Origin of the sequence: Brevundimonas sp. LF-1, assembly GCF_037055305.1 — a bacterium.
Taxonomy (GTDB): domain Bacteria; phylum Pseudomonadota; class Alphaproteobacteria; order Caulobacterales; family Caulobacteraceae; genus Brevundimonas; species Brevundimonas sanguinis.
The window spans coordinates 2,501,705-2,526,715 of record NZ_CP146349.1 but is presented as its reverse complement, the minus strand read 5'-3'; the positions used below and the strand labels follow the sequence as shown (position 1 = coordinate 2,526,715).

Below are 25,011 nucleotides of genomic sequence, written 5' to 3'. Positions count from 1 at the left end.
CCTCGTGCCTCACATTCTGAGCATCGTCACCTTCCTGCCGCTTCTCGGCGCGGCCGCGATCCTGGTCGCGCGCCTGCTGAACAAGGGCGGTCAGGACGCCGCGGCCCCGGCCGCCCGCTGGATCGCCCTGGTCACCACCATGGTGGTGCTGGCCGTGTCTGTCCTGCTGGTCGCCCAGTTCGATCCGTCGAACCCGGCCTATCAGTTCGTCGAGAACTACGCCTGGTTCGCCGGCGCCGGCTATCATCTGGGCGTGGACGGGATCTCGATCCTGTTCGTCCTGCTGACGGCCTTCCTGCTGCCGATCTGTATCGTGGCCAGCTGGAAGTCGATCCAGACGCGCGTCGTCGAATACATGATCGCCTTCCTGATCCTGGAAACGCTGGTTATCGGGGTGTTCACCTCGCTGGACCTGTTCCTCTTCTACATCTTCTTCGAAGGCACCCTGGTCCCGATGTATCTGATCATCGGCATCTGGGGCGGCGCCAACCGGATCTACGCGGCGTACAAGTTCTTCCTCTACACCTTGGCCGGTTCGGTCCTGATGCTGCTGGCCATGCTGTGGATGGCCCACACGACCGGCACCACCAGCATCCCGGAGCTGAAGCAGTACGCCTTCGACGCCTCGGTGCAGCCGATCCTGTGGCTGGCCTTCTTCGCCTCCTTCGCGGTGAAGATGCCGATGTGGCCGGTGCACACCTGGCTGCCCGACGCCCACGTTCAGGCGCCGACGGCCGGTTCGGTCATCCTGGCCGGCATCCTGCTGAAGCTGGGCGGCTACGGCTTCATCCTGTTCAACATCCCGATGTTCCCGTTGGCGTCGCAGATGTTCACGCCGCTGGTGTTCGCACTGTCGGTGATCGCCATCGTCTACACGTCGCTGGTCGCCTTCCGTCAGACGGACATCAAGAAGCTGATCGCCTATTCGTCGGTCGCCCACATGGGCTTCGTGACCATGGGCATCTTCGCCGGCAACGACACCGGGGTGCAGGGCGCCGTCTTCCAGATGCTGAGCCACGGCCTGATCTCGGGCGCGCTCTTCCTGTGCGTCGGCGTGGTCTATGACCGGATGCACACGCGTGAGATCGCCTTCTACGGCGGCCTGACGGCGCGGATGCCCTGGTATGCGGCCATCTTCCTGATGTTCACCATGGCCAACGTCGGCCTGCCGGGCACCTCGGGCTTCATCGGCGAAGTGCTGACGATGACGGGCGCCTATCAGGCCTCGACGTGGACCGCCCTGATCGCCGCCTCGGGCGTGATCTTCTCGGCGGTCTACGCGCTGACGCTGTTCCGCAACGTCATGTACGGCGAGATCACCAATCCGGCGCTGCAGACCATCACGGACATCGACAAGCGCGAGCTGTTGATCTTCGTGCCGTTGATCGTCGGCACCATCTGGCTGGGCCTCTATCCCAACGCCGTCCTCGACTACACCGGGCCAAGCGTTGAGGCCCTGACGACCGCCTATCGCGCAGCCATCGGCGGGTGAGAGCATAATGACTGATCTGTCTTCCGCCCTTCATCTCTCGGCCCCGGAACTGACCCTTGCGGTCGGCGGTCTGGTGCTGCTCATGGTCGGCGCCTTCTCCGGCGAGAAGTCGACGCGCCTGGTTTCGGGCCTGTCGGTTCTGCTGCTGCTGGCGGCGACGGCGTTGGCCGTCGTCGGCCCGCTGGGTTCGGCCTTTAACGGGGCCTATGTGGCCGACCCGCTGGCCGTTTACGGCAAGGCGCTCATCTTCCTGTCCGCCGCCGTGGCCGTGGTGCTGGGCGACAGCTGGATGCACCGCAACAACATCGCCAAGTTCGAATATCCGATCCTGATCGTGCTGGCCTCGGTCGGCATGGGCATGATGGCCTCGTCGGGCGACCTGATCTCGCTCTACATCGGCATCGAGATGCACTCGCTGGCCCTCTATGTTCTGGCCGCCTATCGCCGCGACGACCTGAAGGCCTCGGAAGCCGGTCTGAAGTATTTCGTCCTGGGCGCCCTGTCGTCGGGCCTGCTGCTGTACGGCGCCAGCCTGATCTACGGTTTCGCCGGTTCGATGCGGTTCGAGGACATCGCCGCCTTCGCCAGCGCCAACCCCGGTCCGGGCCTGATCTTCGGTCTGGTCTTCCTGATCTGCGGTCTGGCGTTCAAGGTTTCGGCCGCGCCGTTCCACATGTGGACGCCGGACGTCTATGAAGGCGCCCCGACCCCGGTCGTGGCCCTGTTCTCGACCGCGCCCAAGGTGGCGGCGATGGTGCTGATCATCCGCGTCCTGATCGAAGGCTTCGGCCTGGCGCATGCCCAGTGGGCGCAGGTGCTGATCCTGATCTCGCTGATCAGCTTCGCGGTCGGCGCCTTCGGCGGCTTGATGCAGAAGGACATCCAGCGCCTGCTGGCCTATTCCTCGATCATCAACATCGGCTACGCCCTGCTGGGCGTGGCGGCGGGCACGCAGGTCGGCGTTCAGGCGACCCTGATGTTCATCACCCTGTACGTCGTGGACCAGATCGGCTTCTTCGCCATCCTTCTGTCGCTGAGCCGTAACGGCCGTCCGATCCGCAAGATCGCGGATCTGGCGGGCCTGAAAAGGACCGCCCGCTCACGGCCGTCGCCCTGACGATCCTGTCGCTGTCGGCCATCGGCATCCCGCCGATGTCGGGGTTCTGGGGCAAGTTCTACGTCTTCGGCGCAGCCGCCGACGCCGGTTACTGGATGGCGGGCGCCGCAGGCCTGGTGGCCTCGGTCGTGGCGGGCTTCTACTACCTGCGCATCATCAAGGTCATTTGGTTCGACACGCCCGAGTTCGACGTGACGACGGACAAGGCGCCGGTCAGCGCGGAGTGGATCGGCTGGGCGGCTGCGGCCTTCAGCTTCCCGGTGCTGCTGGTCGCCCTGACCTGGCTGGAGCCGCTGACGCGCGCGGCGGCCGCAGGCGTCGGGATCGGATAAGGGGCCTTGGCGGCTCCGGTCCTGATCCTCGAAGAAACCGACTCCACCAACGCCGAGGCGCGTCGTCGCGCCGAGGTGGGCGAGGCCGGGCCGCTGTGGATCGCGGCCCGGCGTCAGACCGCGGGGCGGGGCCGTCGCGGCCGTGCCTGGGACAGCCGGGACGGCAACCTGGCCACGACCCTGTTGCTGACGCTGAACCGTTCGCCGGCCGAGGCGGCGCAACTGACCTTCGCCGCCGCGCTGGCCGTGGCCGATCTGCTCGATCTTTATGTTCCGCCCGCGCTGGTCAGCATCAAATGGCCCAATGACGTGCTTCTGGACGGGCGTAAGTCGTCCGGCATCCTGATCGAATCCGGTCCTGCGCCTTCCGGCGGCCTGTGGCTGGCCGTAGGCATCGGCGTGAACCTGTCCCATGCGCCCGAAGGGACCGAGCGGCCTACAACCTGCATCGCCGAGCACCTGCGTCACGACGTGGCGGCCGGGCCGTCTATGGAGGAGGGGGCCAGGGCGCTGGCCGAAACCTTTGACGCCTGGCTGGAACGCTGGACGCGGTTGGGCTTTCAGCCGGTACTGGACGCCTGGGTCGCGCGGACGCCGGGCCTGTTCGGGCCGTGCACGGCGCGACTGAGCCACGAAACCCTGAGCGGGATCGCCGACGGCGTCGAGGCCGACGGCGCTCTGCGTCTGAAATTGCCGGACGGAAGCCTGCGAGTGATCTCTGCGGGCGACGTCTTCTTCGGAGAGGCCGCCTGATGCTGCTGGCGATCGAGCAAGGCAACACCAACACCCTGTTCGCCGTCCATGACGGTCAGGAGTGGATCTTCCAGTGGCGCACCGCCACCGATCCCATGCGCACGGCCGATGAATACGCCGTCTGGCTGCATCAGCTGTTCGAGATGCGCGGTCAGGGCCTGACGATGGCCGACATGGATGGCTGCATCATCTCCAGCGTGGTGCCGCAGTCGATCTTCAACCTGCGCAACCTGGCGCGTCGCTATCTCAGCGTCGAACCCCTGGTGATCGGCGAAAACGTCGAACTGGGCATCGAGGTGCGCATCCATAAGCCCAGCGAGGCCGGGGCCGACCGCCTGGTCAACGCCATCGGCGCGCTACAGGCCTATGAGGGCGACCTGCTGCTGATCGACAGCGGCACGGCGACCACGTTCGACGTCGTCTCCGGCGCCAACGGCAAGGGCGGGGGCGCCTTTGAGGGCGGGTTGATCGCGCCGGGCATCAATCTGTCGCTGCAGGCCCTGCATGAGGCTGCGGCCAAGCTGCCGCGCATCGCCATTCAACGTCCCGAGACCGTCATCGGGCGCGACACAGTCACCTCCATGCAATCGGGCGTCTTCTGGGGCTATATCGCCCTGATCGAAGGGCTGGTGGACCGCATCAAGGCCGAGTGGGGCAAGCCCATGACGGTCATCGGCACCGGCGGCGTCGCCTCACTGTTCGAGGGCGCAACTGACTCTATCGACCGGTTCGATCCGGACCTGACCATCCGCGGCCTACTCGAAATCTGGCGGCGGAACTCCCATCTGTAAGGCCGTATGACTAAGAAAAATCAAAACGACGAACTCGTCTTCCTGCCGCTGGGCGGCTCGAACGAGGTCGGAATGAACCTGAACGCCTATGGCTTCGGCCCGGCGCATGATCGCAAATGGATCATCGTCGACGTGGGCGTGACCTTTGGCGACCAGTCCACGCCGGGCGTAGACGTGATCGTGCCCGATCCGACCTTCCTGGAAGGCGAGAATATCCTCGGCATCGTGCTGACGCACGCGCACGAGGATCACATCGGGGCCTTGGGCTGGCTGTGGCCGCGCATCCAGGCGCCGCTGTACGCCACGCCCTTCACCGCCTTCCTGATCCGCGAGAAGCTGCGCGACGCGGGCATCTATGAAGATGTCGAACTGATCGAGGCCCCGCTGGGTTCGACGGTGAACCTGGGGCCGTTCGAGGTGACCTATGTCACCATCACCCACTCGATCGCCGAGCCGAACGGCCTGGCCATCAAGACCCCGCTGGGCACGGTGCTGCACACCGGCGACTGGAAGATCGACAACGATCCGGTCGTGGGCGAGCGCACCGACGTCGACTTCATCCAGAAGCTGGGCGACGAGGGCGTCCTGGCCATGGTGTGCGACTCCACCAACGTCTTCGTCGACGGAGTCGCAGGCTCCGAGGGCGACGTGAAGGTCAAGCTGGCCGAGCTGATCCAGGGCTTGAAGGGCCGGGTGGCGGTGGGCTGCTTCGCCTCCAACGTCGCGCGCATGGACAGCGTGATCCGCGCGGCAGAGGCCGCCGGGCGCCGCGTAGCCCTGGCCGGTCGCTCGATGCACCGCATCACCGCCGCCGCCAAGTCGGTCGGGATGTTGAGCGACCTCAAGCCCTTCCTGTCCGAACAGGAAGCCAGAGTCTGGCCGGCCGACGAGATTCTGTATCTGTGCACCGGCAGCCAGGGCGAGGCGCGTGCGGCTTTGTCGCGCGTGGCCGAAGGGACGCATCCCTTCATCAAGCTGGGGCAGGGGGATCACTGCATCTTCTCGTCGCGCGTCATTCCCGGCAACGAACTGGCCATCGGTCGGCTGCAGGACAAGATGGCCGAGCGCGGAGTGCGCATCTACACCGAAAAGGATCACCCGGGCATCCACGTCTCGGGCCACCCGTGCCGCGACGAACTGCGCCAGATGTATCAGTGGGCCCGGCCGCAGATCGCCGTGCCGACCCACGGCATGCGCCGCCACCTGATTGAGCACGGCAATCTGGCCAAGGACATGCAGGTGCCCGAGACTGTGACGCCGCGCAACGGCGACATGGTGCGCCTGGCCCCCGGACCGGCCGCCATCATCGACGAGGTGCCCTCGGGCCGCCTGTTCGTCGACGGCGGCATGCTGGTCGAGGAGGGCGGCGAGGCCCTGCGCGAGCGCAGGCACGCGGCCAACAACGGCATCCTGATCGTCAGCTTCGCCCTGGATAAGCGCGGCCGCATCGCCAGCGACATTGACGTGCGCGGCATCGGCCTGCCGGGCGATGCGGACCGTCCGCTGGGCGACGTGCTGGACGACATGGCCGAGCGCGTCGAGAACACGGTGCGCGGTCTGAAGGGCGAGGCGCTGCAAGACGAAATGGTCATCGAACAGGCCGTCAGCCGCACCCTGAAGAAGGCCAGTCAGCAGATCTGGGACCGTCGTCCGATCGTCGAAACCGTGGTGCTGAGGCTCTGATGGCGGATCGGCTGTATCTACTGAACCCGGATTGGTTCGACGATCAGGGCGGGCCGTGGTTCTGTCCGCCCGGCGCGCGGATCGAAGGCGTGTTGGGCCTGTATCCGCGCCTGCGCGAGCACCTGACCGTGACCTATCTGGATCACCCGCGCCCGCGCCCGGCCGTGATCGCCGAGGTCGGGGAGGCGAACCAGAGCTGCCCGCTTCTGGTGCTGGACGGCGAGTTCGATTGGCCTGATGCTCAGGTCAGCGAGGAAACGGGCGCGCGCTTCCTGCAGGACGACGACATCCTGCCGTATTGGGCCGCGCGTTACGGCATCGGGCGGCCGCATCCCTGATGCCTTCTCCTCCCCATGAAATGGGGAGGGATCGGCGGCGCAGCCGCCGAGACGGAGGGGCCGCCTGGTTTCGCTGACCTTGGCCCCTCCACCACTTCGTGGTCCCCCTCCCCATTGCATGGGGAGGAGAGGTTTGTGTGTTAAAGCGTGACCTTGCGGTAGTTGTCGCGGTCCAGATTGCCGATCTCGACCGAGATCTGGCGCGGGCCGTCATAGGGCGCGACGCCGGCCAGCAGGGCGGCTTGCACCGCTTCGCCCAGGGCGGTCTTCTGCTCCTGGGTTCGGCCGCTGAGGATGCGCAGGTCGCAGTGGACCATGGCCTGTTCCGGCGCGCCGTCGGCGATGATCAGGTTTTCGCAGCGCACGATGCGCGTCTTGCAGGCGGGCAGGGTGGCGCCGACCACCTCGACACAGAGGCGATGGATCTCCAGCGCCAGGGCGCGCCAGTCGGTCGCGTCGAAATGGGTGGAGTGTTCCAGCGTAATCTGTGGCATTCAGGGCGTCCTAGTTGCGTGGCCCCTCCCTATCGCCCCGCGACGATGATTGCGATGAACGGACTTTTGAGACGATGCCCCTTGGCCCCTTCACCCTGGTCGCCACTTTCCTGACGGTGTGGTGGATCGTGTTGTTCGCCATCCTGCCGCTGGGGATGTCTGATCAGGTCAAGGATCCGCCGACGGACGGCACCCAGTGGGGCGCGCCGAAGAATCCGAACCTGAAGAAGAAGTTCATCACCACGACCTGGGTGTCGATCATCGTCTGGCTGGTGATCGTCGCCTTCGTCTGGGTCGGCTGGACCCCAATCCCCGACATCACCCACGCGAACGCGCTCTAGCTTTCGTCCCCCTTGCCCGGTTAAACCTCGGGCCTGACTGAATTTGCCGAGAATCCTCCCATGCGCCTGTCGCGCTACTTCCTGCCGATCCTAAAAGAAGCCCCTTCCGACGCCCAGATCGTGTCGCATCAGCTGATGCTGCGCGCGGGCATGATCAAGCAGGAGGCCGCCGGCATCTACGCCTGGCTGCCGCTGGGCCTGCGGGTGCTGCGCAAGATCGAAAACATCGTGCGCGAGGAACAGGTCAAGGCCGGCGCCGTCGAGCTGCTGATGCCGACGCTGCAACTGGCCGACCTGTGGCGCGAGAGCGGCCGCTACGACGCCTATGGCCCGGAGATGCTGCGCATCACCGACCGCCACGAGCGCGAGCTGCTGTACGGGCCGACCAATGAGGAGATGGTCACCGACATCTTCCGCGGCTTCGTGAAGTCGTACAAATCCCTGCCGCTGAACCTCTTCCACATCCAGTGGAAGTTCCGCGACGAGCGCCGTCCGCGCTTCGGCGTCATGCGCGGCCGCGAGTTCCTGATGAAGGACGCCTATTCCTTCGACATCGACGAGGCGTCCGCCCGCATCGCCTATAAGCGGATGTTCGCCGCCTATCTGAACACCTTCGCCCGCCTGGGCCTGAAGGCGGTCCCGATGCGCGCCGACACCGGCCCGATCGGCGGCGACCTGAGCCACGAGTTCATCGTCCTGGCCGAGACGGGCGAGAGCGAAGTCTTCTGCGACCGCAAGCTGGTCGAGATGGCGCCGCCGGGGCACGACCTCAGCGTCGAGCAATTGGAAGGCGTGTTCACCGAGCGCACGGCCCTCTACGCCGCGACCGAGGAGATGCACGACGCGGCCCAGTTCGAGGCCCAGACCGCCGAGGGCGACCGCCTGTCGGCGCGCGGCATCGAAGTCGGCCACATCTTCTACTTCGGCACCAAATATTCGGCGGCGATGAAGGCCAACGTCCAGGGGCCGGACGGCAAGGACGCGCCGGTCCACATGGGCAGCTATGGCGTCGGCGTCTCGCGCCTGCTGGGCGCCATCATCGAAGCCAGCCACGACGCTGGCGGCATCATTTGGCCGGACGCGGTCGCCCCGTTCGACGTGGTGGTGATCAACCTGCGCGCCAGCGACGAGGCCGTCTCGGCCGCATGCGAAGAGGCCGTGGCCAAGCTGGAAGCGGCGGGCAAGGACGTGCTCTACGACGACACGGACGAGCGTCCGGGCGGCAAGTTCGCCACCGCCGACCTGATCGGCGTGCCGTGGCAGCTGACCATCGGGCCCAAGGGACTGGCCGAGGGCGTGGTGGGATTGAAGCGCCGCGCCACCGGCGAGAAGCAGAGCCTGTCGCTGGACGCCGCCATGGAGCTGCTTACGAAATGACCGACGCCGCGACGGCTTCCGCTCCGCCGCCCGCATCGAAAGGGTCCGGCTCGTTCTCCAGCTGGGAGATCGGGCTCGCCCTCCGCTATCTGCGCGCCAAGCGCAAACAGGGCGGGGTGGCGCTGATCGCCATGATCAGCTTCATCGGCATCATGCTGGCCGTGGCCGTGCTGATCAGCGTCATGAGCATCATGGCGGGTTTTCGCGGCACCCTGATGGACCGCATCCTGTCGTTCAACGGCCATATGTATGTACAGGGGTCGGTGCTCTATGCGCCTGACCGCGAAGCGGCGTTGAAGCGGATCGCCGACGTGCCGGGCGTCGTATCGGTGACGCCTTTGACCGAAAGCCCCGCCATGTTCCGCGCGGGCAATCTGGCGACCGGGGGCATGGTGCGTGGGGTGAGGCCCCAGGATCTGGCCTCGATGAAGTTCGTCTTTGAAAGCCTGAGCCCCGAGGCGCGCGAGCAGTTCGGTAAGGGCGAATACGGCGGCGATCACGTCCTGATCGGCAAGACCCTGGCCGCAGAAGCGGGCCTGCGCGAAGGCGATCCTATCTCGCTATATTCGCCGACCGGCGCCGACAGCGCCTTCGGCAATCTGGGCGGGCTGGAGAAGACCTATATCGTCGGCGGCGTCTATACGTCGGGTGCGGCCGATTACGATCGGGCCTTCATCTTCATGCCGTTGGAGCAGGCTCAGCTCTTCTTCGGCAAGGATGGCGTCTGGGACATCATCGAGATGAAGGTGGCCGAGCCGGACAAGGTCGAGAACCTGCTGGCGCCGGTGCAGCGTGCGGCCGGGGCGGGCAACGTCGTCACCGACTGGCGCAACCGTCAGGCCGCGATCTGGGGCGCGCTTCAGGTCGAGCGCACGGCCATGAGCATCATCCTGGGCATGGTGGTGGCCATCGCCGCCATGAACATCATCAGCGGTATCGTCATGCTGGTGAAGAACAAGACGCGCGATATCGCCATCCTGCGGACCGTGGGGGCGAGCCAGTCGTCCATTCTGCGCATCTTCTTCGTCTCAGGCGCGGCCATCGGCATCGGCGGCACGATTGCGGGCTTGGTGCTGGGCCTGCTGTTCTGCTGGAACATCGGCGCGATCCAGCATTTCCTGGAGGGACTGCTGGGCGTCCAGCTATTCAACGCCGAAGTCTATATGCTCGATTCCGTCCCGGCCAAGGTCGATCTTTGGGACGTGGTCGGTGTGACCGTCTTCTCCTTCCTCATGAGCTGCCTGGCCAGCTTGCCCCCGTCGTGGAATGCGTCGCGCATCGATCCGGTGGAGGCCCTGCGCTTTGAATAGGCTGTTGAAGAAGAAGCCCGTCGTCGCCCCTGAGACGAACGGCGCCATCCTGTCGCTGCGCGGGGTCACGCGCACCTATCCGACGGCGCAGGGCGGGCTGACGGTGCTCAAGGGCGTCGATCTGGAGGTCATGCCGGGCGAGGTCGTCGGCCTGATCGGACCGTCCGGCTCGGGCAAGTCCAGCCTGCTGCACGCGGCGGGCCTGCTGGAGCGGCCGACCAGCGGTCAGGTGCTGATCGACGGCGAGGATGTCGGCGGGCTGGACGAGCGGGCGCGCACCCGCCTTCGCTTGCATCGCATCGGTTTTGTTTATCAGTTCCACCATTTGCTGCCGGAGTTCGACGCTCTGGACAACGTCGCCCTGCCGATGCGCATTGCGGGCGTGCGCGAAGGAGAGGCGCGTCGCCGCGCGACCGAGCAGCTGACCGCGCTCGGCCTTGGTCAGCGGATTACGCACCAGCCGGCGCAACTGTCGGGCGGCGAACAACAACGCGTGGCCATCGCCCGCGCCCTGGCCAACAGTCCGAGTCTGCTGTTGGCGGACGAGCCGACGGGGAACCTGGACCCAACCACCAGTCAGGCGGTGTTCGAGGTCCTGCGCGAACTGGCGAAGACCACGGGCGTCGCGGCTTTGATCGCCACGCACAACATGGAACTGGCCGGTCATATGGACCGCGTCTTCGCGCTGAAGGACGGCCATCTGGTGCAGCGCGCCGCCGAAAGTCAGGCCTATTAGCGGTCGACAAGCCTGTTCGCAGGCTTAAGCCATCGTCCGATGGGGCGGCATGACCCAGGTCGCCTTCCTCGCGGATTGAGGGTTGACGAGAACAAATGAGCAACTTAGAACAAAAAGGCAACATCTGATCTGGGGATAAAATCAATGGCGCGTTGGGTGAGGGATCTTCTGTCGCTTGCGTCCTGCGGCGGCTTCGTCTGGATGGTCTGGCAGGCGGCCTTCCTGGTGACATGACCGCGCCCCGCTGAGGGGCGACTCCTGCATGATGAAGAAGCGTCGTCTAAGCGGCGCTGCGATGCGGAGTTTTCGATTGGCGGATGCGGTGAACAGTCAGGGCTTTGTCCACCTGCGGGTCCGCAGCGCCTATTCGCTTCTGGAAGGGGCGATCAAGGCGAGCAAGATCGGCAAGATGGCCGCAGAGGCGGGCATGCCGGCGGTGGGGGTGGCGGACCGGGCCAACCTGTTCGGCGCGCTTGAGTTCAGCCAGACGACAAAGGAAGCCGGCGTCCAACCGATCGTCGCCTGCGCTCTGCCTGTCCTCGACATCGGCGGACAGTCGGCCCAGCGCTGGGCCAAGACGCCGACGATCGTTTTAATCGCGCAGAACGAGCAAGGCTGGCTCAACCTGTGCGCCTTGTCATCCGCCGCCTACCTCGACGCAGGCGAAATGGCCGAGCCGGGGTGCCCTGGGGGCAGGTTGTGGATAAGTCCGAAGGGCTCATCCTGCTATCAGGCGGGCCTGACGGTCCCGTCGACCCTCTGTTCGTGCAGAAGAAGCCGGCGGAGGCCGCCGCCGCCCTGGCTGAGATGAAGCGGGTCTTCGGCGATCGCTTCTATGTCGAGCTTCAGCGCCACGGCCTGGACAGCGAGACGGCGGCCGAGGGTGGGCTGGTCGAGTGGGCTTACGCCCACGATGTCCCGTTGGTTGCGACCAACGACGTCTATTACGCCAAGGCGGCGCAGGCGAAGTCGCACGACGCCTTGCTGTGCATCTCCGACGGCGCCTTCACCGGCCAGGAGGATCGCCGCCGCGTCACCGGCGAGCACTGGTTCAAGTCGGCGGAGGCGATGCGCGAGTTGTTCGCGGATTTGCCCGAGGCCTGCGACAACACCATTCATATCGCCCGTCGTTGCGCCTTCCTGGTTAAGATGCACAAGCCGATCCTGCCGCGCTTCGACACCGGGGCGGGCCGTTCCGAGGCTGACGAACTGGCCCACCAGGCGCGCGAGGGGCTAAAGGCGCGGCTGGAGAAGAATAAGGCTTATGCGCCCGAGCAGGACTATTGGGACCGTCTCGAGTGGGAGGTCGGGATCATCCAGCAGATGGGGTTCCCCGGCTACTTCCTGATCGTTGCCGACTTCATCAAATGGGCCAAGCTGCATGACATCCCGGTCGGGCCCGGGCGGGGTTCGGGCGCGGGCTCCCTGGTGGCTTGGTCGCTGACCATCACCGACCTGGATCCCTTGCGGTTCGGCCTGCTGTTCGAGCGCTTCCTGAACCCCGAACGCGTGTCGATGCCCGACTTCGACATCGACTTCTGCCAGGAGCGGCGCGAAGAGGTCATCGACTACGTTCAGGACCGTTACGGCAAGGACCGGGTGGCCCAGATCATCACCTTCGGCACCCTGCAGGCGCGGGCCGTGCTGCGCGACGTGGGTCGGGTGCTGCAGATGCCGCTGGGCCAGGTGGACCGTCTGGCCAAGATGGTGCCGGCCAATCCCGCCAACCCGGTAACCCTGGCCCAGGCCATCGACCTGGAGCCGCGCCTGCGCGAGGCGCGCGACGCCGAAGCTTCAGTCAAGGCGCTGCTGGAGACGGCGCTGGAACTTGAGGGGCTGTACCGCAACGCCTCGACCCACGCGGCCGGCATCGTCATCGGCGACCGGCCGCTGACGGAGCTGGTGCCTCTGTACCAGGACCCGCGCTCCACTATCCCGGCCAGCCAGTTCAACATGAAGTGGGTGGAGCCGGCGGGCCTGGTGAAGTTCGACTTCCTGGGCCTGAAGACCCTGACGGTGCTGGACCGCGCCAAGGGATATCTGGAACGGCGCGGCGCGGCTCAGGACTGGGGTCTGCTGCCGCTGGACGATCCCAAGACCTATGAACTGATGGCCTCGGGCCAGACCGTCGGGGTGTTCCAGCTGGAATCCCAGGGCATGCGCGACACCCTGCGCAAGATGCGCTGCGGTTCGATCGAGGAAATCACCGCCCTGATCTCCTCTATCGGCCGGGGCCGATGGAGATGATCGACACCTATATCGACCGGAAATTCGGCCGGGCCGAGGTCGACTATCTGCACCCCAGCCTGAAGGAGGTGCTGACCGAGACCTACGGCGTCATCATCTATCAGGAACAGGTGATGAAGATCGCCCAGATCCTGGCCGGCTACAGCCTGGGCGAGGCCGACCTGCTGCGTCGCGCCATGGGCAAGAAGAAGAAGGAGGAGATGGACTTCCAGCGCCTCCGCTTCGTCAAGGGCGCCTCCGAAAAGGGGGTGCCTGAGGCGCAGTCTGGCTCCATCTTCGACCTGGTGGCCAAGTTCGCGGGCTATGGCTTCAACAAGTCGCACGCGGCGGCCTATGCGCTGATCTCGTTCCAGACGGGCTGGCTGAAGGCCAATCATCCGGTCGAGTTCTTCGCCGCCTCCATGAGCCTTGACCTGTCGAACACGGACAAGCTGGCGGTCTTCTATCAGGACTGCCGACGGTTCGAGGTTCCGGTGCTGGCGCCCGACATCAACCGCTCCTCCGCCGACTTCGACGTGTCGTGGAAGGACGGGCAGGGCAGCGTGCTGTATGCGCTCGGCGCCATCCGCAACGTGGGGCTTGAGGCGATGCGTCACGTGGTCGAGGTGCGCGAGACGGGCGGGCCGTTCGCCGATATTTTTGATTTCCTGGAGCGGGTCGATCCCAAGGCCGTCAACAAGCGGGCGCTGGAAGGGCTGGCGCGGGCGGGCGCGTTCGACAGCATTCATCCGAACCGCCGTCAGTTGTTCGAACAGGCTGACGTTCTGATCGCCTATTGCCAGAGCGTGGCGGCTGAACGTGCCTCGGCCCAGGTCAGCCTGTTCGGCGCCGATCAGGCGGGGGCTGCGCGTCCACGGCTGAAGAGCGTCGAACAATGGGCCGGCCCGGACAAGCTGGATCAGGAACTCTACGCCGTCGGCTTCTATCTGTCGGGCCACCCGCTGGAAGAACTGACGCCGGCCTTGAAGCGCAAGCGCGTGACCTTCGTGGCCGAAGCGCAGGGGCTGGCCGAGGCGGGGCACGAAGCGTTTCAGATGGCGGGCGTGGTGCGTCGCCGTCAGGAACGGGCCAGCGCCCGCACCGGCGAGAAGTTCGCCTTCGTCACCTTCTCGGACCCGACCGGCGAGTTTGAATGCCTGTTCCCGCCGGAGCAACTGCGGCGCTGCCGGGAGGTTCTGGAGGTCGGCACGTCGGTTCTGGTCAGGGTGCGGGCCAAGGCGGCGGACGGGGAGGTGCGTTTCTTCGGCGACGACGCCAGCCGCATGGACGTATTGCTGGACGACGCCCAGATCGGTTTGCGCGTCATCCTGTCGGCGCAGTCGGCTGACGCCGAGGCGCTGAAGGCGCGGCTGGATCGGGCGCGGGCGCAGGGCAAGGGCGGCGAGGTCTGGCTGCAGGCGACGCTGGGTGGCCGCACCGAGGTCGAGATTAAGCTGCCTGGACGATACCGGCTGGACGCGGCGCTGCGCGGCGCGTTGAAGTCGGCGCCGGGGGTGGTGATGCTGGAGGATGCATGATGAGCGAGACGAGCGTGAAGACCCATGCCGGGTCCTGCCACTGCGGCGCGGTCGCCTATGAAGTCGATGTCGGTCTGGATGGACTGGTCGAATGCAACTGCTCCCATTGCTACCGCAAGGGATCGTTCTGGCGTTCGCGCCGCGCTCGGCGTTCCGCCTGACGAAGGGAGAGGGTGAAACGACATCCTACTTCTTCAATCAGCACAAGATCGATCATCGCTTCTGCAAGACCTGCGGGGTGCAGCCGTTCGGCTACGGCGTGGGGCCGGACGGAGCCGAGGTGGCCGCGATCAATATCCGCACCCTGACCGATATCGAGCCGTGGGACTGGACGGCGCAGCGCGTGGACGGCCGCCGCTTCTGATCCGGCCCAAGCGTCGGCTCGCGGGGTGACGTAGGGCCCGCGACGGCTGATGCGGCCATCTTGTTCGGCCGCTTGTGTTTTTCAGGCCTTTCGCCTATATGCGCGGCGCACTTCGCACGTGGGCGTGGCGTGGTTCGGGGAGACATCCCGGCCTGCACCGTTCCGAGGGATCAGCAGATCCTTTTAACCGCCCGCGCTAGGTTTGATCGGAAAAAGGAAAACACGATCATGGCTCTGCCTGAATTCTCGATGCGTACCCTGCTGGAAGCCGGCGCTCACTTCGGTCACCAGACGCACCGCTGGAACCCGAAGATGGACCGCTACATCTTCGGCTCGCGCTCGAACATCCACATCATCGATCTGTCGCAGACGATGCCGCTGCTGCACCAGGCTCTGGTCGCCGTGCGCGACGTGGCCGCCAAGGGCGGTCGCGTTCTGTTCGTCGGCACCAAGCGTCAGGCCGCCGACCCGGTCGCGCAGGCCGCCACGCGCTGCGCCCAATACTACATGAACAACCGCTGGCTGGGCGGCACCCTGACCAACTGGCGCACCGTCTCGAACTCGATCCAGCGCCTGCGCGAACTGGAAACCATCCTTCAAACCGGCGAAGGCCGTAACAAGAAGGAACTGCTGACCCTGCAGCGCGAGAAGGACCGTCTGGAACTGTCGCTGGGCGGCATCAAGGACATGGGTTCGGTGCCGGACATCATGTTCGTGATCGACACCAACAAGGAATCGATCGCGATCCAGGAAGCCCGCAAGCTGAACATCCCGATCATCGCCATCCTGGACACCAACTCGGACCCGGACGGCATCACCTATCCCGTGCCGGGCAACGATGACGCCGCCCGCGCCATCCAGACCTACTGCGACCTGATCGCCGACGCCGTTCTGGACGGCCTGGCCGCCGGCGCCGTCGCCCAAGGCATCGACCTGGGCGCTTCGGAAGCTCCGGTTGAGCCGATGCTGCGCGAAGCCTCGGCCCCCGTGGCCGCCGACCCGGCTCCGGCCGGCACGGAAGGCGTGGCTGAAGAGATGGTCGCCGCCGAGGCCGCTGCCGTCGAGACCCCTGCGGTCGAGGCTGCCGAGGTCGTCGAGGCTGAGAAGGTCGAGGGCTGAGATCGACGTCCGGGGCCTAGAGCGCCGGAGTGACGTCAACTTGACATGCGGCCGGGCTATCCAGTCCGGCCGCCCATTTTTTTCAGGAGAAAGACATGGCCGAGATCACTGCCGCCCTCGTGAAGGAGCTTCGCGAGCGTTCGGGCGTCGGCATGATGGACTGCAAGAAGGCGCTGGTTGAGAACAACGGCGACATCGAAGCAGCCATCGACTGGCTGCGCGCCAAGGGCCTGTCCAAGGCCGCCAAGAAGGCCGACCGCGTCGCCGCCGAAGGCCTGGTGGCCGTCGCCGTGCGCGAAGACGGCAAGGGCGAAGTCGCCTCGGCCATCGAGTTCAACGCCGAAACCGACTTCGTGGCCCGTAACGACCTGTTCCAGTCGGCCGCCAAGGAATTCGCTCAACTGGGCCTGCACCACGACGGCGTCGAAGCCATCCACGGCGCGACCCTGGAAAACGGCAAGACCGTCGAGGCTGAAGTCACCAACCTGATCGCCACCATCGGCGAGAACATGCAGCTGCGTCGCGCGGCTCGCCTGTCGGTTGGCGAAGGCGCGATCGCGACCTACGTGCACAACGCCGTTTCGCCGGGCGTCGGCCGTATCGGCGTGCTGGTCGCCCTGGAAGGCGCCGGCGACAAGGAAGCCCTGCGCGAAGTGGGCCGCAAGATCGCCATGCACGTGGCCGCCACGGCTCCGCTGGCGCTGGACACCTCGGACCTGGACCCGGCTGCGATCGAGAAGGAGCGCACTGTCCTGATCGAGAAGGCCAAGGAAGAAGGCCGCCCGGAAAACATGATCGAGAAGATCGTGTCGGGCCAGATCGCCAAGTTCCAGAAGGACGTGGTGCTGACCAAGCAGCCGTTCGTCATGGACCCGGACGTGACCATCGAACAACTGGTCGCCAACACCGGCAAGGAGCTGGGCTCTGAGCTGAAGCTGGCCGGTTTCGTCCGCATGGCTCTGGGCGAAGGCGTCGAGAAATCCGACGCTCCGGACTTCGCGTCGGAAGTCGCCTCGATGACCGGCGGCAACTAAGAAGACCTCTCCCTCCCCGCGAAGGGGAGGGAGAATTATGCGTTTGGGCGCGTTCGGCTTTGAAGGCTGACGCGCCCTTCGTCTATGATGAGCCGCCGATTCACTTCGCGCGGATGCTAACCCCTGTATCCACGGACCCCTGATCATGCCCGACGCCCCCTCTGAGTTTCGTTACAAGCGCGTCCTGCTGAAGGTCTCGGGCGAGGTCCTGATGGGCGATCAGCCCTATGGCATCGACATGAAGACGGTGGATGTGGTCGCCGCCGCCGTCGCCGCCGTGGCGCGTCAGGGCGTCGAAATCTGCCTGGTCATCGGCGGGGGCAATATCTTCCGTGGCCTGTCCAAGGCGGCTGAGGGCATGGACCGCGCCAACGCCGACTACATGGGTATGCTGGCCACCATCATGAACGCCCTGGCCATGCAGGGCGCGCTGGAGAAGATCGGCGTAGACACCCGAGTCCAGAGCGCCATTCCGATGGCCGCCATCGCCGAGCCCTACATCCGTCGCCGCGCTCTCCGTCACCTCGAGAAGGGCCGGGTGGTGATCTTCGCCGCCGGCGTGGGCGCGCCCTTCTTCACCACGGACTCTGGCGCCGCGCTGCGGGCGGCCGAGATGGGCTGCGACGCCCTGCTAAAGGGCACCAGCGTCGATGGCGTCTACACGGCCGATCCGAAGAAGGACCCGACGGCCACCCGCTATGAAACGCTGACCTATCAGGATGTCCTGGCCAAGGACCTGCGGGTCATGGACGCCTCGGCCATCGCCCTGATGCGCGACAGCGGCATTCCGATCGTGGTCTTCTCGATCGCGAGGAAGGTTCGCTGCACAAGACCTTGACGGGGCAGGGGACCTATACCGTCATCACCAACAAGCCCGCCTGAGCGGCTTCGCTATTCAACGACAGGACCAAGGACATTCGTCATGGCCAAACCCGATCTCAAAACCTTTCGTGACCGGATGGAAAAGTCGGTCTCCTCGCTGAAGGATGACTATGCGGGCCTGCGCACGGGCCGCGCCAACGCGGGCCTGCTGGAACCGGTCGTCGTCGAAGCCTATGGCGCGACCTCGCCGCTGACCGCCGTCGCCGCCATCAGCGTGCCGGAACCGCGCATGATCTCGGTCAGCGTCTGGGACAAGGGCATGGTGGTCTCGGTCGAGAAGGCGATCCGCTCCGCGGGCCTGGGCCTGAACCCGATCGTCGACGGCCAGAACCTGCGTATTCCGATCCCGCCGCTGACCGAAGAGCGCCGTAAGGACCTCGCCAAGCTGGCCGCCAAATATGCCGAGGACAAGAAGATCGCTGTGCGCAACGTGCGCCGCGACGCCAACGACGAGCTGAAGAAGGCTGAAAAGGCCGGCGATATCAGCCAGGATGAACAGAAGAAGATGGAAGCTGAGGTCCAGAAGGACACTGACGCCGCCATCAAGCGCATCGACGAGACCTTGAAGGCCAAGGAAGTCGAGATCATGCAGGTCTGACGCCCGCGTCAGGTCTGTCCAAGGAAGGTCTCATATGTCGGCCGAGCCCGTCGCCACGGCGCCTGTAAAGGGGCCTCGTCACGTCGCCCTGATCATGGACGGCAACGGCCGCTGGGCGCAGCGACGGGGTCTTCCGCGCGCCGTGGGCCACCGCGAGGGGGTCCAGGCCCTGCGCCGGACCATCAAGGCCGCGCCTGAACTGGGCGTGCAGTGCCTGACGGTGTTCGGCTTCTCGACCGAGAACTGGAGCCGTCCGGCCGACGAGGTGTCCGACCTCATGGGGCTGGTGCGCGCCTTCGTCGGCAGTGATCTGAAGCGGCTGGAGGCTGCGGGCGTGCGGGTCAAGGTGCTGGGGCGCCGCAAGGGCCTGCCGGAGGACATCGCCGGCATCGTCGCGCGGGCCGAGGCGCAGACGGCCCACAACGACAAATTCCTGCTGCAGGTGGCCTTCAACTATGGCGGCCGCGCGGATCTGGCCGATGCGGCCCAGCGGCTGGTCGAGCGCGCCCGCGCGGGCGAGGACATCGTCGTCGACGAAGAGGCGCTGGGCGCTGGACTGTCGACGGCGGGCGCGCCGCCGGTCGATCTGATCGTGCGGACCTCGGGCGAGCAGCGTCTGTCCAACTTCCTGTTGTGGGAGGCGGCGTACGCCGAGATGGTTTTCCAGGACATCCTGTGGCCGGACTACGGCGCTGAGGCCCTGGCCGAGGCCATCGCCCAGTTCGCCTGTCGCCAGCGTCGTTATGGCGGGCGCGAGGTCATGGATACGGCTTATGGCGAGGCGGCGGTCTGATATGGCGCTGAAGCCTCGCGACATCGCCCTGCGCGCCGCCTCTGCGGTCGTACTGGCCCCGGCGGCGGTTCTGGCGACCTGGGCCGGCGGCGACTGGTTCTGCGCCCTCGTGGTGGCGGGCGCGGTGCTGCTGGCGTTTGAATGGGCGCGGATGTGCGCGCCCAGCCTGTGGCGACCGATCGGTATCGGCGTGGCCCTGGCCCTGGTCGTGGCGGTGATCGCCGCCCACGTCGGCCAGATTTCCCTGGCCCTGGTGCTCATGGTGTTCGGAGCGCTGGCGGCGGGTCTGTTCGCCCGAACGCGCGGCGAGTCGGCGCTCGATACGGCCTATGGCGTGCTGTATCTCGGCTGGCCCTGCGTCCTGCTGATCTGGCTGCGCGACCTGCACGAGGTGCAGGGGCTGTATTGGACCGTGCTGGTCTTCGCCGTGGCATGGTCGGCGGACATTCTGGCCTATCTGGTCGGCAGCTTCGTCGGCGGCCCCAAGCTGTGGCCGCGCTTTTCGCCGAACAAGACCTGGTCCGGCTTCATCGGCGGGCTGACCGCCGGGATGATCGCCGGCGCCGCAATGGCGGGCTGGCTGGACATGGGGATGCTGACGGCCGTCTGGGGCGGGGTGCTGGGCCTGACCGCCGCCCTGGCCACCATGGGCGGCGATCTGTGGGAGTCGGCGCTGAAGCGGCGTTTCGGCGTCAAGGACGCGGGCAATCTGATTCCAGGCCACGGAGGTCTGCTGGACCGCGTCGACGGCCTGATGTTCGCCGTGGTCGTGGTCGCGGCAGGGCGGCTGATCGTCCTCATGTTGGAGCGGGCGGCGTGATCGCGCGGCGCGTCACGATTCTGGGCTCGACCGGGTCGGTCGGCTCGTCGACGCTGGACCTTATGGAACAGACGCAAGGCGCGGGCTCTGCGCGGTTCGAGGTCGAGGCCCTGACCGGCGGCGCCAATATCGCCCGGCTGGCCGAGCAGGCGCGCCGCTGGCGGCCGCGCATCGCCGTGACAGCCGATCCCGCGCGGCTGAATGAACTGCGCGAAGCCCTGACGGGAACCGGGATCGAGACGGCGGCCGGCCCCGACGCCATCGTGGAAGCAGCCACGCGCCCGGCCGACTGGATCATGGCCTCCATCGTCGGCGCGGCGGGCCTGCGGTCGGCCTGGGCGGCGGCGGGGACGGGCGCGACCCTGGCCCTGGCGAATAAGGAGAGCCTGGTCTGCTGCGGTCCGGCGTTGATCGAGCGGGTCCGGCGCAGCGGGGGCCAGCTGATCCCGGTCGATTCGGAGCACTCCGCCATCTTTCAGGTCTTCCCGCTCGAGGCGCCCGAGCGGGTGTCCAAGCTGGTGCTGACCGCGTCGGGCGGGCCGTTCCGCACTCTGCCCCGCTCGGCCATGACGCGGATCACGCCCGAGCAGGCGGTCGCCCATCCGAACTGGAGCATGGGCGCCAAGATTTCGGTCGACAGCGCCACCATGGCCAACAAGGGGCTGGAACTGATCGAGGCCGCCTATCTGTTCGACATGCCGGGCGAACGGATCGATGTGGTCGTCCACCCGGAATCGATCATCCACAGCCTTGTGGAATATGTGGATGGTTCGACGCTGGCCCAGATGGGGCCGCCGGACATGAGGACGCCGATCGCCTGCGCTCTGTCCTGGCCGGACCGACTGGCCTGGCCCGCGCCCAAGCTGGACCTGGCGTCGCTGGGACGACTGACCTTCGAGGCGCCGGATGAGGCGCGCTTTCCGGCCCTGAGGCTGGCGCGCGAAGCCCTGGCGGCGGGCGGCGCGGCGCCGATCGTCTTCAATGCAGCTAATGAAGTGGCGGCTCTGGCGTTTCTTGACCGACGGCTGGGCTTTCTCAATATTGCCGCAGTCGTCGCCGACACCCTTGAGAAGGCGACCAGCGCGGGCGTGTCTTGCGGTTCGGACGATGCCTGCGATGCGGCTCTGGCCGTCGATGCGCAGGCGCGGCGGATTGCGAGCGACGTCATCGCGTCGCTGAACATGGCTGCCTGAGGGCGCAGGAGAGACGAGCGGCATGTTAGGCGCGATCAGCCAGATTCTGACCTATGTCGTGCCGTTTCTGCTCGTCCTGACGCTGGTCGTGACGGTGCACGAACTCGGGCACTTCCTGACCGCGCGCGCCTTTGGCGTGAAGATGGACCGCTTCGCCATCGGGTTTGGCCGCGCCCTCTTCAAACGCACTGACAAACACGGCGTCGAATGGCGCGTCGGCTGGCTGCCGCTGGGCGGTTACGTCAAGTTTTCCGGCGATCTGGATGCGACCGGCGTGCCCGACCGGGCCGGGTTGGAGGCGATGCGCAAGCAGCTTGTCGCGGCCCACGGGCCGGGCGCTGAGCGCGACTATCTGTATTTCAAGCCGCTGTGGCAGCGCGCCCTGGTCGTGGCGGGCGGTCCGTTCGCCAACTTCGTCCTGGCCATTTTCATCTTCACCCTGCTGTTCAGCCTGGTCGGCGTCGAGCTTCGTCCGGCGCGGGTGATGCAGGTGCAGGCGGGATCGCCCGCCGCCGCCGCTGGCTTCCAGCAGGGCGACCTGATCACCCACGTCAACGGCAAGCTGATCTCGGACGGCGGCGAGGTGACGCGCGTCGTGGCCCTGAGCAGCGGCGATCCGGTGCGCTTCACCGTCGAGCGTGGCGACCGCGCCGTGGAACTGACGGCCACGCCAGAGCGCCGCGTCGAGACCGATCGCATCGCCGGCCGGGTCAGCGTGGGCCGCATCGGCCTGGCCCTGGGCTCGACCCGCGACGAGATCCGTCACGTCCGCTACGGCCCGATCGCGGCCGTGGGGCAGGGCGTGCGCGAGACGGGCGCTATCCTGAACACGACCCTGACCTATATCGGCCGTATCTTCACCGGCCGCGAGTCGGGTGATCAGTTCAGCGGGCCGCTGGGCATCGCCAAGGCTTCCGGCGCCCTGACCAACGCCGCCGTGGCGGCCAATCCCGAGCCCTGGGCCATCGTCCGCAATCTGTTGCTGACGCTGACGAGCTTCGCGGCCATACTTTCGGTCGGAATCGGCTTTTTAAATCTGATGCCCATTCCCGTTCTGGATGGGGGGCACCTGCTGTTCTACGCTTACGAAGCCGTGGCGCGCCGTCCGATGGCGGCCAGGGTTCAGGAGGCGGGATATCGGGTCGGTCTTGCTTTGCTGGCGGGTTTGATGTTGTTCGCGACCTGGAACGATCTGCAGAAGCTCAATCTCTTCAAATTCCTCGGCGGGCTCGTCTCGTGAGCCGACGCCAGCCCCCGATGGTATCCGCATGAATCAAAACGACAGTCGCCTCATGACCCAGACCCGTGGCCGCATTATCGGGGTCAGCGCCCTGGCCCTGACCTTCGCCGCCGGCCTCGCGAGCCCCGCGCTGGCGCAACAGACGCCCAACGTCGTGGTTCAGGAAGCGCCGCCTCAGGCTGATCGCGCCGTGGTCAACCGCATCGTGGTGCGCGGCAACGAACGGATCGACCAGACGACGGTCCTGTCCTACCTGCCGATTCAGCCGGGGGACACCATCGACGCCGTGACCATCGACGTGGCGGTGCGGACCCTGTCGCGCACGGGGCTGTTCGCCGACGTCCAGCTGGGCCTGCAGGCGAACGGCGACCTGATCGTCGAGATCGCCGAGAACCCGATCATCAACCAGGTGACGTTCGAGGGTAACAAGGCGCTGGCCGAGAAGAAGCTGCGCGACGAGGTCACCATCAAACCACGCGGCATCTACACCCGAGCGCGGGTGCAGGAAGACGTCGGCAAGATCGTCGAACTGTACCGCCTGTCGGGCCGCATCTCGGCGACGGTGACGCCCAAGCTGGTCCAGCTGGACCAGAACCGGGTCGACGTCGTGTTCGAGATCGACGAGGGGCCTGAGACGGGCATCGCCGCCATCACATTCCTGGGCAATCGGGCGTTCTCGGACAGCGACCTGGCTGGGGTCATGGTGACGAAGACCTCCAAGTGGTGGCGGCTGTTCAGCTCCAACGACAACTACGATCCGAACCGGCTGGATTACGACCGGGAACAGCTGCGTAAATTCTATACGAACCGCGGCTATTACGACTTCCGCATCCTGTCGTCCGTGGCTGAGCTGAAGCCTGACAACAGCGCCTTCGGCGTCACCGTCACGGTGGATGAAGGGGATCGCTACAACTTCGGCGAGATCAAGGTCGTCACGGAGAATGACCGGCTGAACGCCGACTTCCTGCAGTTGCTGCTGCCGATCCGTAAGGGCGACCTGTACGAGAGCGATCGCATCCAGGCGGCGGTCGATACCTTGACCTTCGCCGCCGGTTCGGCCGGTTACGCCTTCGTCGAAATCAATCCGACCTATCGCGCGGACCCCGAGACGGACACCGTCAACGTCACCTTCAATGTCCGCGAAGGCCAGCGTGTCTACATCGACCGCATCAATGTGGTCGGCAACACCCGCACCCTGGACAGCGTCATCCGCCGCGAGCTGATGGTGGGCGAGGGCGACGCCTTCAACCGCTCGCTGGTCGAGCGGTCGCGCAATAACCTGCGCGCCCTGGGCTTCTTCAAGGACGTCAAGATCGAAGAGACGCGCGGCAGCGCGCCGGACCGTTCCGTCGTCAACGTCACCGTGGAAGAACAGCCCACCGGCGAACTGTCGGTCGGCGCGGGCTTCAGCTCGGTCGACTCCTTCGTGCTGAATCTGGGCATCACTGAGCGCAACTTCCGGGGTCGCGGCCAGAACGTCGTGGCCCGCGCCGAATGGGGTTCGCTGCGCCAGCAGATCGACTTCCGCTTCACCGAGCCCAAATTCCTGGGTCGCGACGTGCGCGCGGGCTTCGACCTGTTCCACACCCGCTACGACCTCAGCAAATATTCGTCCTATGACTACCGTTCGACGGGCGGCGGGGTGCGCATCACCTATCCGCTGAACGGTTACGCCAGCTTCAGCGCCCGCTACTTCCTGAAGGATGACGAGGTCATCATCCCGTACGGCTATTGCGGCGGCGTCGGCGCCGGCTCGTCGGCCCTGTGCGATCAGGCGGGCTCGTACCTGAACTCCTCGGCGGGCTACACCCTGCTGGTGAACCGGTTGAACGATCCCGTGCGCCCGACGCGCGGCTGGACCGCCTCCCTGCGTCAGGATTTCGCCGGCATCGGCGGCGACGTGAACTACATCAGGACCGAGGCGGACGCCTCCTGGTACTATGGCATCCGTCCAAACTGGGTGGTCAGCTTCCAAGGCCAGACCGGCTACGTCAGCGGTTGGAACGGCGATCCGATCCGGATCAACGACCGCTTCTTCAAGGGCGGAAACACCTTCCGCGGCTTCGAGACGGCCGGCATGGGCGCGCGCGACCTGACCACGACCGACGCCCTGGGCGGCAACTTCTACGCCATCGGTACGGTCGAGCTGACCGTGCCGAACATGCTGCCCGATGAATACGGCATCAAGACCTCGCTGTTCGCGGACTTCGGCACGATCGGCAAGCTGGACGATCGCTATCTGATCGATCCCTCGACGGGTCTGCGTAACCCCAACATCGTCGACGATCTCGCCTTGCGCGCAGCGGCCGGCGTCAGCATCCACTGGCGTTCGCCGATGGGGCCGATCCGTTTCGACCTGTCCAAGGTCTTGAACCGCGAAGACTACGACAAGACCGAGACGTTCCGCTTCTCGACCTCCACCCAATTCTAACTGCGGTCT

At 66.1% G+C, this 25,011-nt stretch carries 18 protein-coding genes and 4 pseudogenes; 21 read left to right on the top strand and 1 reads right to left on the bottom strand.

Annotation, left to right across the window (positions count from 1 at the left end):
* Positions 1-4: 4 nt before the first annotated feature.
* From V8F63_RS13930 to V8F63_RS13905, 6 genes and pseudogenes are all read left to right on the top strand, one after another.
* A complete protein-coding gene (locus tag V8F63_RS13930; RefSeq protein ID WP_121483228.1) occupies positions 5-1,492 on the top strand; it encodes an NADH-quinone oxidoreductase subunit M in 1,488 nt (495 codons plus the stop codon).
* Between the two features lie 7 nt (positions 1,493-1,499).
* Positions 1,500-2,941: pseudogene (nuoN, locus tag V8F63_RS13925) on the top strand (NADH-quinone oxidoreductase subunit NuoN).
* A gap of 6 nt (positions 2,942-2,947) precedes the next feature.
* Positions 2,948-3,694: a biotin--[acetyl-CoA-carboxylase] ligase gene (locus tag V8F63_RS13920; RefSeq protein ID WP_392353719.1), complete on the top strand. Its 747-nt coding sequence runs from the start codon at positions 2,948-2,950 to the stop codon at positions 3,692-3,694.
* Positions 3,691-4,485, top strand: coding sequence for a type III pantothenate kinase (locus tag V8F63_RS13915; RefSeq protein ID WP_035302244.1), 795 nt, complete (start codon positions 3,691-3,693; stop codon positions 4,483-4,485). The genes V8F63_RS13920 and V8F63_RS13915 overlap by 4 nt, the downstream gene beginning before the upstream one ends.
* Before the next feature lie 6 nt (positions 4,486-4,491).
* On the top strand, positions 4,492-6,168 hold the full coding sequence (locus V8F63_RS13910) for a ribonuclease J (RefSeq protein ID WP_134581097.1): 1,677 nt from the start codon (positions 4,492-4,494) through the stop codon (positions 6,166-6,168).
* Positions 6,168-6,506, top strand: a complete 339-nt coding sequence (locus tag V8F63_RS13905) for a DUF3088 family protein (RefSeq protein ID WP_025977378.1) — start codon at positions 6,168-6,170, stop codon at positions 6,504-6,506. Before V8F63_RS13910 ends, V8F63_RS13905 begins: the two co-directional genes overlap by 1 nt.
* Before the next feature lie 140 nt (positions 6,507-6,646).
* On the opposite strand, the gene V8F63_RS13900 is transcribed toward V8F63_RS13905, so the two are convergent.
* Positions 6,647-7,000 (bottom strand): isomerase, encoded by a 354-nt coding sequence (locus tag V8F63_RS13900; protein WP_392353718.1) that lies wholly within the window; start codon positions 6,998-7,000, stop codon positions 6,647-6,649.
* Positions 7,001-7,074: 74 nt separating this feature from the next.
* Here V8F63_RS13900 and V8F63_RS13895 point away from each other — a divergent pair, with 74 nt between their 5' ends.
* The 15 genes and pseudogenes from V8F63_RS13895 (at position 7,075) to bamA (ending at position 25,002) form a co-directional block, all read left to right on the top strand.
* The gene (locus V8F63_RS13895) at positions 7,075-7,341 is read left to right on the top strand and encodes a DUF1467 family protein (protein ID WP_025977376.1); all 267 of its coding nucleotides are present in this window, start codon (positions 7,075-7,077) and stop codon (positions 7,339-7,341) included.
* A gap of 60 nt (positions 7,342-7,401) precedes the next feature.
* Positions 7,402-8,718 carry a proline--tRNA ligase gene (proS, locus tag V8F63_RS13890; RefSeq protein ID WP_392353716.1) on the top strand — a complete coding sequence of 439 codons (1,317 nt, stop codon included), beginning with the start codon at positions 7,402-7,404 and terminating at the stop codon, positions 8,716-8,718.
* Positions 8,715-10,028 carry a lipoprotein-releasing ABC transporter permease subunit gene (locus V8F63_RS13885; RefSeq protein ID WP_392353714.1) on the top strand — a complete coding sequence of 438 codons (1,314 nt, stop codon included), beginning with the start codon at positions 8,715-8,717 and terminating at the stop codon, positions 10,026-10,028. Before proS ends, V8F63_RS13885 begins: the two co-directional genes overlap by 4 nt.
* The gene (locus V8F63_RS13880; protein WP_392353712.1) at positions 10,021-10,764 is read left to right on the top strand and encodes an ABC transporter ATP-binding protein; all 744 of its coding nucleotides are present in this window, start codon (positions 10,021-10,023) and stop codon (positions 10,762-10,764) included. The genes V8F63_RS13885 and V8F63_RS13880 overlap by 8 nt, the downstream gene beginning before the upstream one ends.
* 310 nt (positions 10,765-11,074) lie before the next feature.
* A pseudogene (gene dnaE, locus V8F63_RS13875) lies at positions 11,075-14,528 on the top strand (DNA polymerase III subunit alpha).
* Positions 14,528-14,892, top strand: a pseudogene (locus V8F63_RS13870) (GFA family protein). Before dnaE ends, V8F63_RS13870 begins: the two co-directional pseudogenes overlap by 1 nt.
* A 228-nt stretch (positions 14,893-15,120) precedes the next feature.
* On the top strand, positions 15,121-16,011 hold the full coding sequence (gene rpsB / locus V8F63_RS13865) for a 30S ribosomal protein S2 (protein ID WP_392353711.1): 891 nt from the start codon (positions 15,121-15,123) through the stop codon (positions 16,009-16,011).
* A 95-nt stretch (positions 16,012-16,106) separates the two neighbouring features.
* Positions 16,107-17,045 (top strand): translation elongation factor Ts, encoded by a 939-nt coding sequence (tsf, locus tag V8F63_RS13860; protein WP_024352571.1) that lies wholly within the window; start codon positions 16,107-16,109, stop codon positions 17,043-17,045.
* A 145-nt stretch (positions 17,046-17,190) separates the two neighbouring features.
* Positions 17,191-17,927, top strand: a pseudogene (gene pyrH, locus V8F63_RS13855) (UMP kinase).
* A gap of 40 nt (positions 17,928-17,967) precedes the next feature.
* A complete protein-coding gene (gene frr, locus V8F63_RS13850; RefSeq protein ID WP_024352573.1) occupies positions 17,968-18,525 on the top strand; it encodes a ribosome recycling factor in 558 nt (185 codons plus the stop codon).
* Between the two features lie 34 nt (positions 18,526-18,559).
* Entirely contained in the window at positions 18,560-19,318 is a 759-nt protein-coding gene (uppS, locus tag V8F63_RS13845; RefSeq protein WP_392353709.1) for a polyprenyl diphosphate synthase, read from the top strand.
* A gap of 1 nt (position 19,319) precedes the next feature.
* Positions 19,320-20,138, top strand: a complete 819-nt coding sequence (locus tag V8F63_RS13840; RefSeq protein WP_392353707.1) for a phosphatidate cytidylyltransferase — start codon at positions 19,320-19,322, stop codon at positions 20,136-20,138.
* Complete coding sequence (gene dxr, locus V8F63_RS13835; protein WP_253121375.1) at positions 20,135-21,331, top strand: 1-deoxy-D-xylulose-5-phosphate reductoisomerase; 1,197 nt, start codon at positions 20,135-20,137, stop codon at positions 21,329-21,331. The genes V8F63_RS13840 and dxr overlap by 4 nt, the downstream gene beginning before the upstream one ends.
* A gap of 22 nt (positions 21,332-21,353) precedes the next feature.
* A complete protein-coding gene (locus V8F63_RS13830; protein ID WP_253121376.1) occupies positions 21,354-22,571 on the top strand; it encodes an RIP metalloprotease in 1,218 nt (405 codons plus the stop codon).
* Between the two features lie 52 nt (positions 22,572-22,623).
* Entirely contained in the window at positions 22,624-25,002 is a 2,379-nt protein-coding gene (gene bamA, locus V8F63_RS13825) for an outer membrane protein assembly factor BamA (protein WP_029972539.1), read from the top strand.
* Positions 25,003-25,011 lie beyond the last annotated feature (9 nt).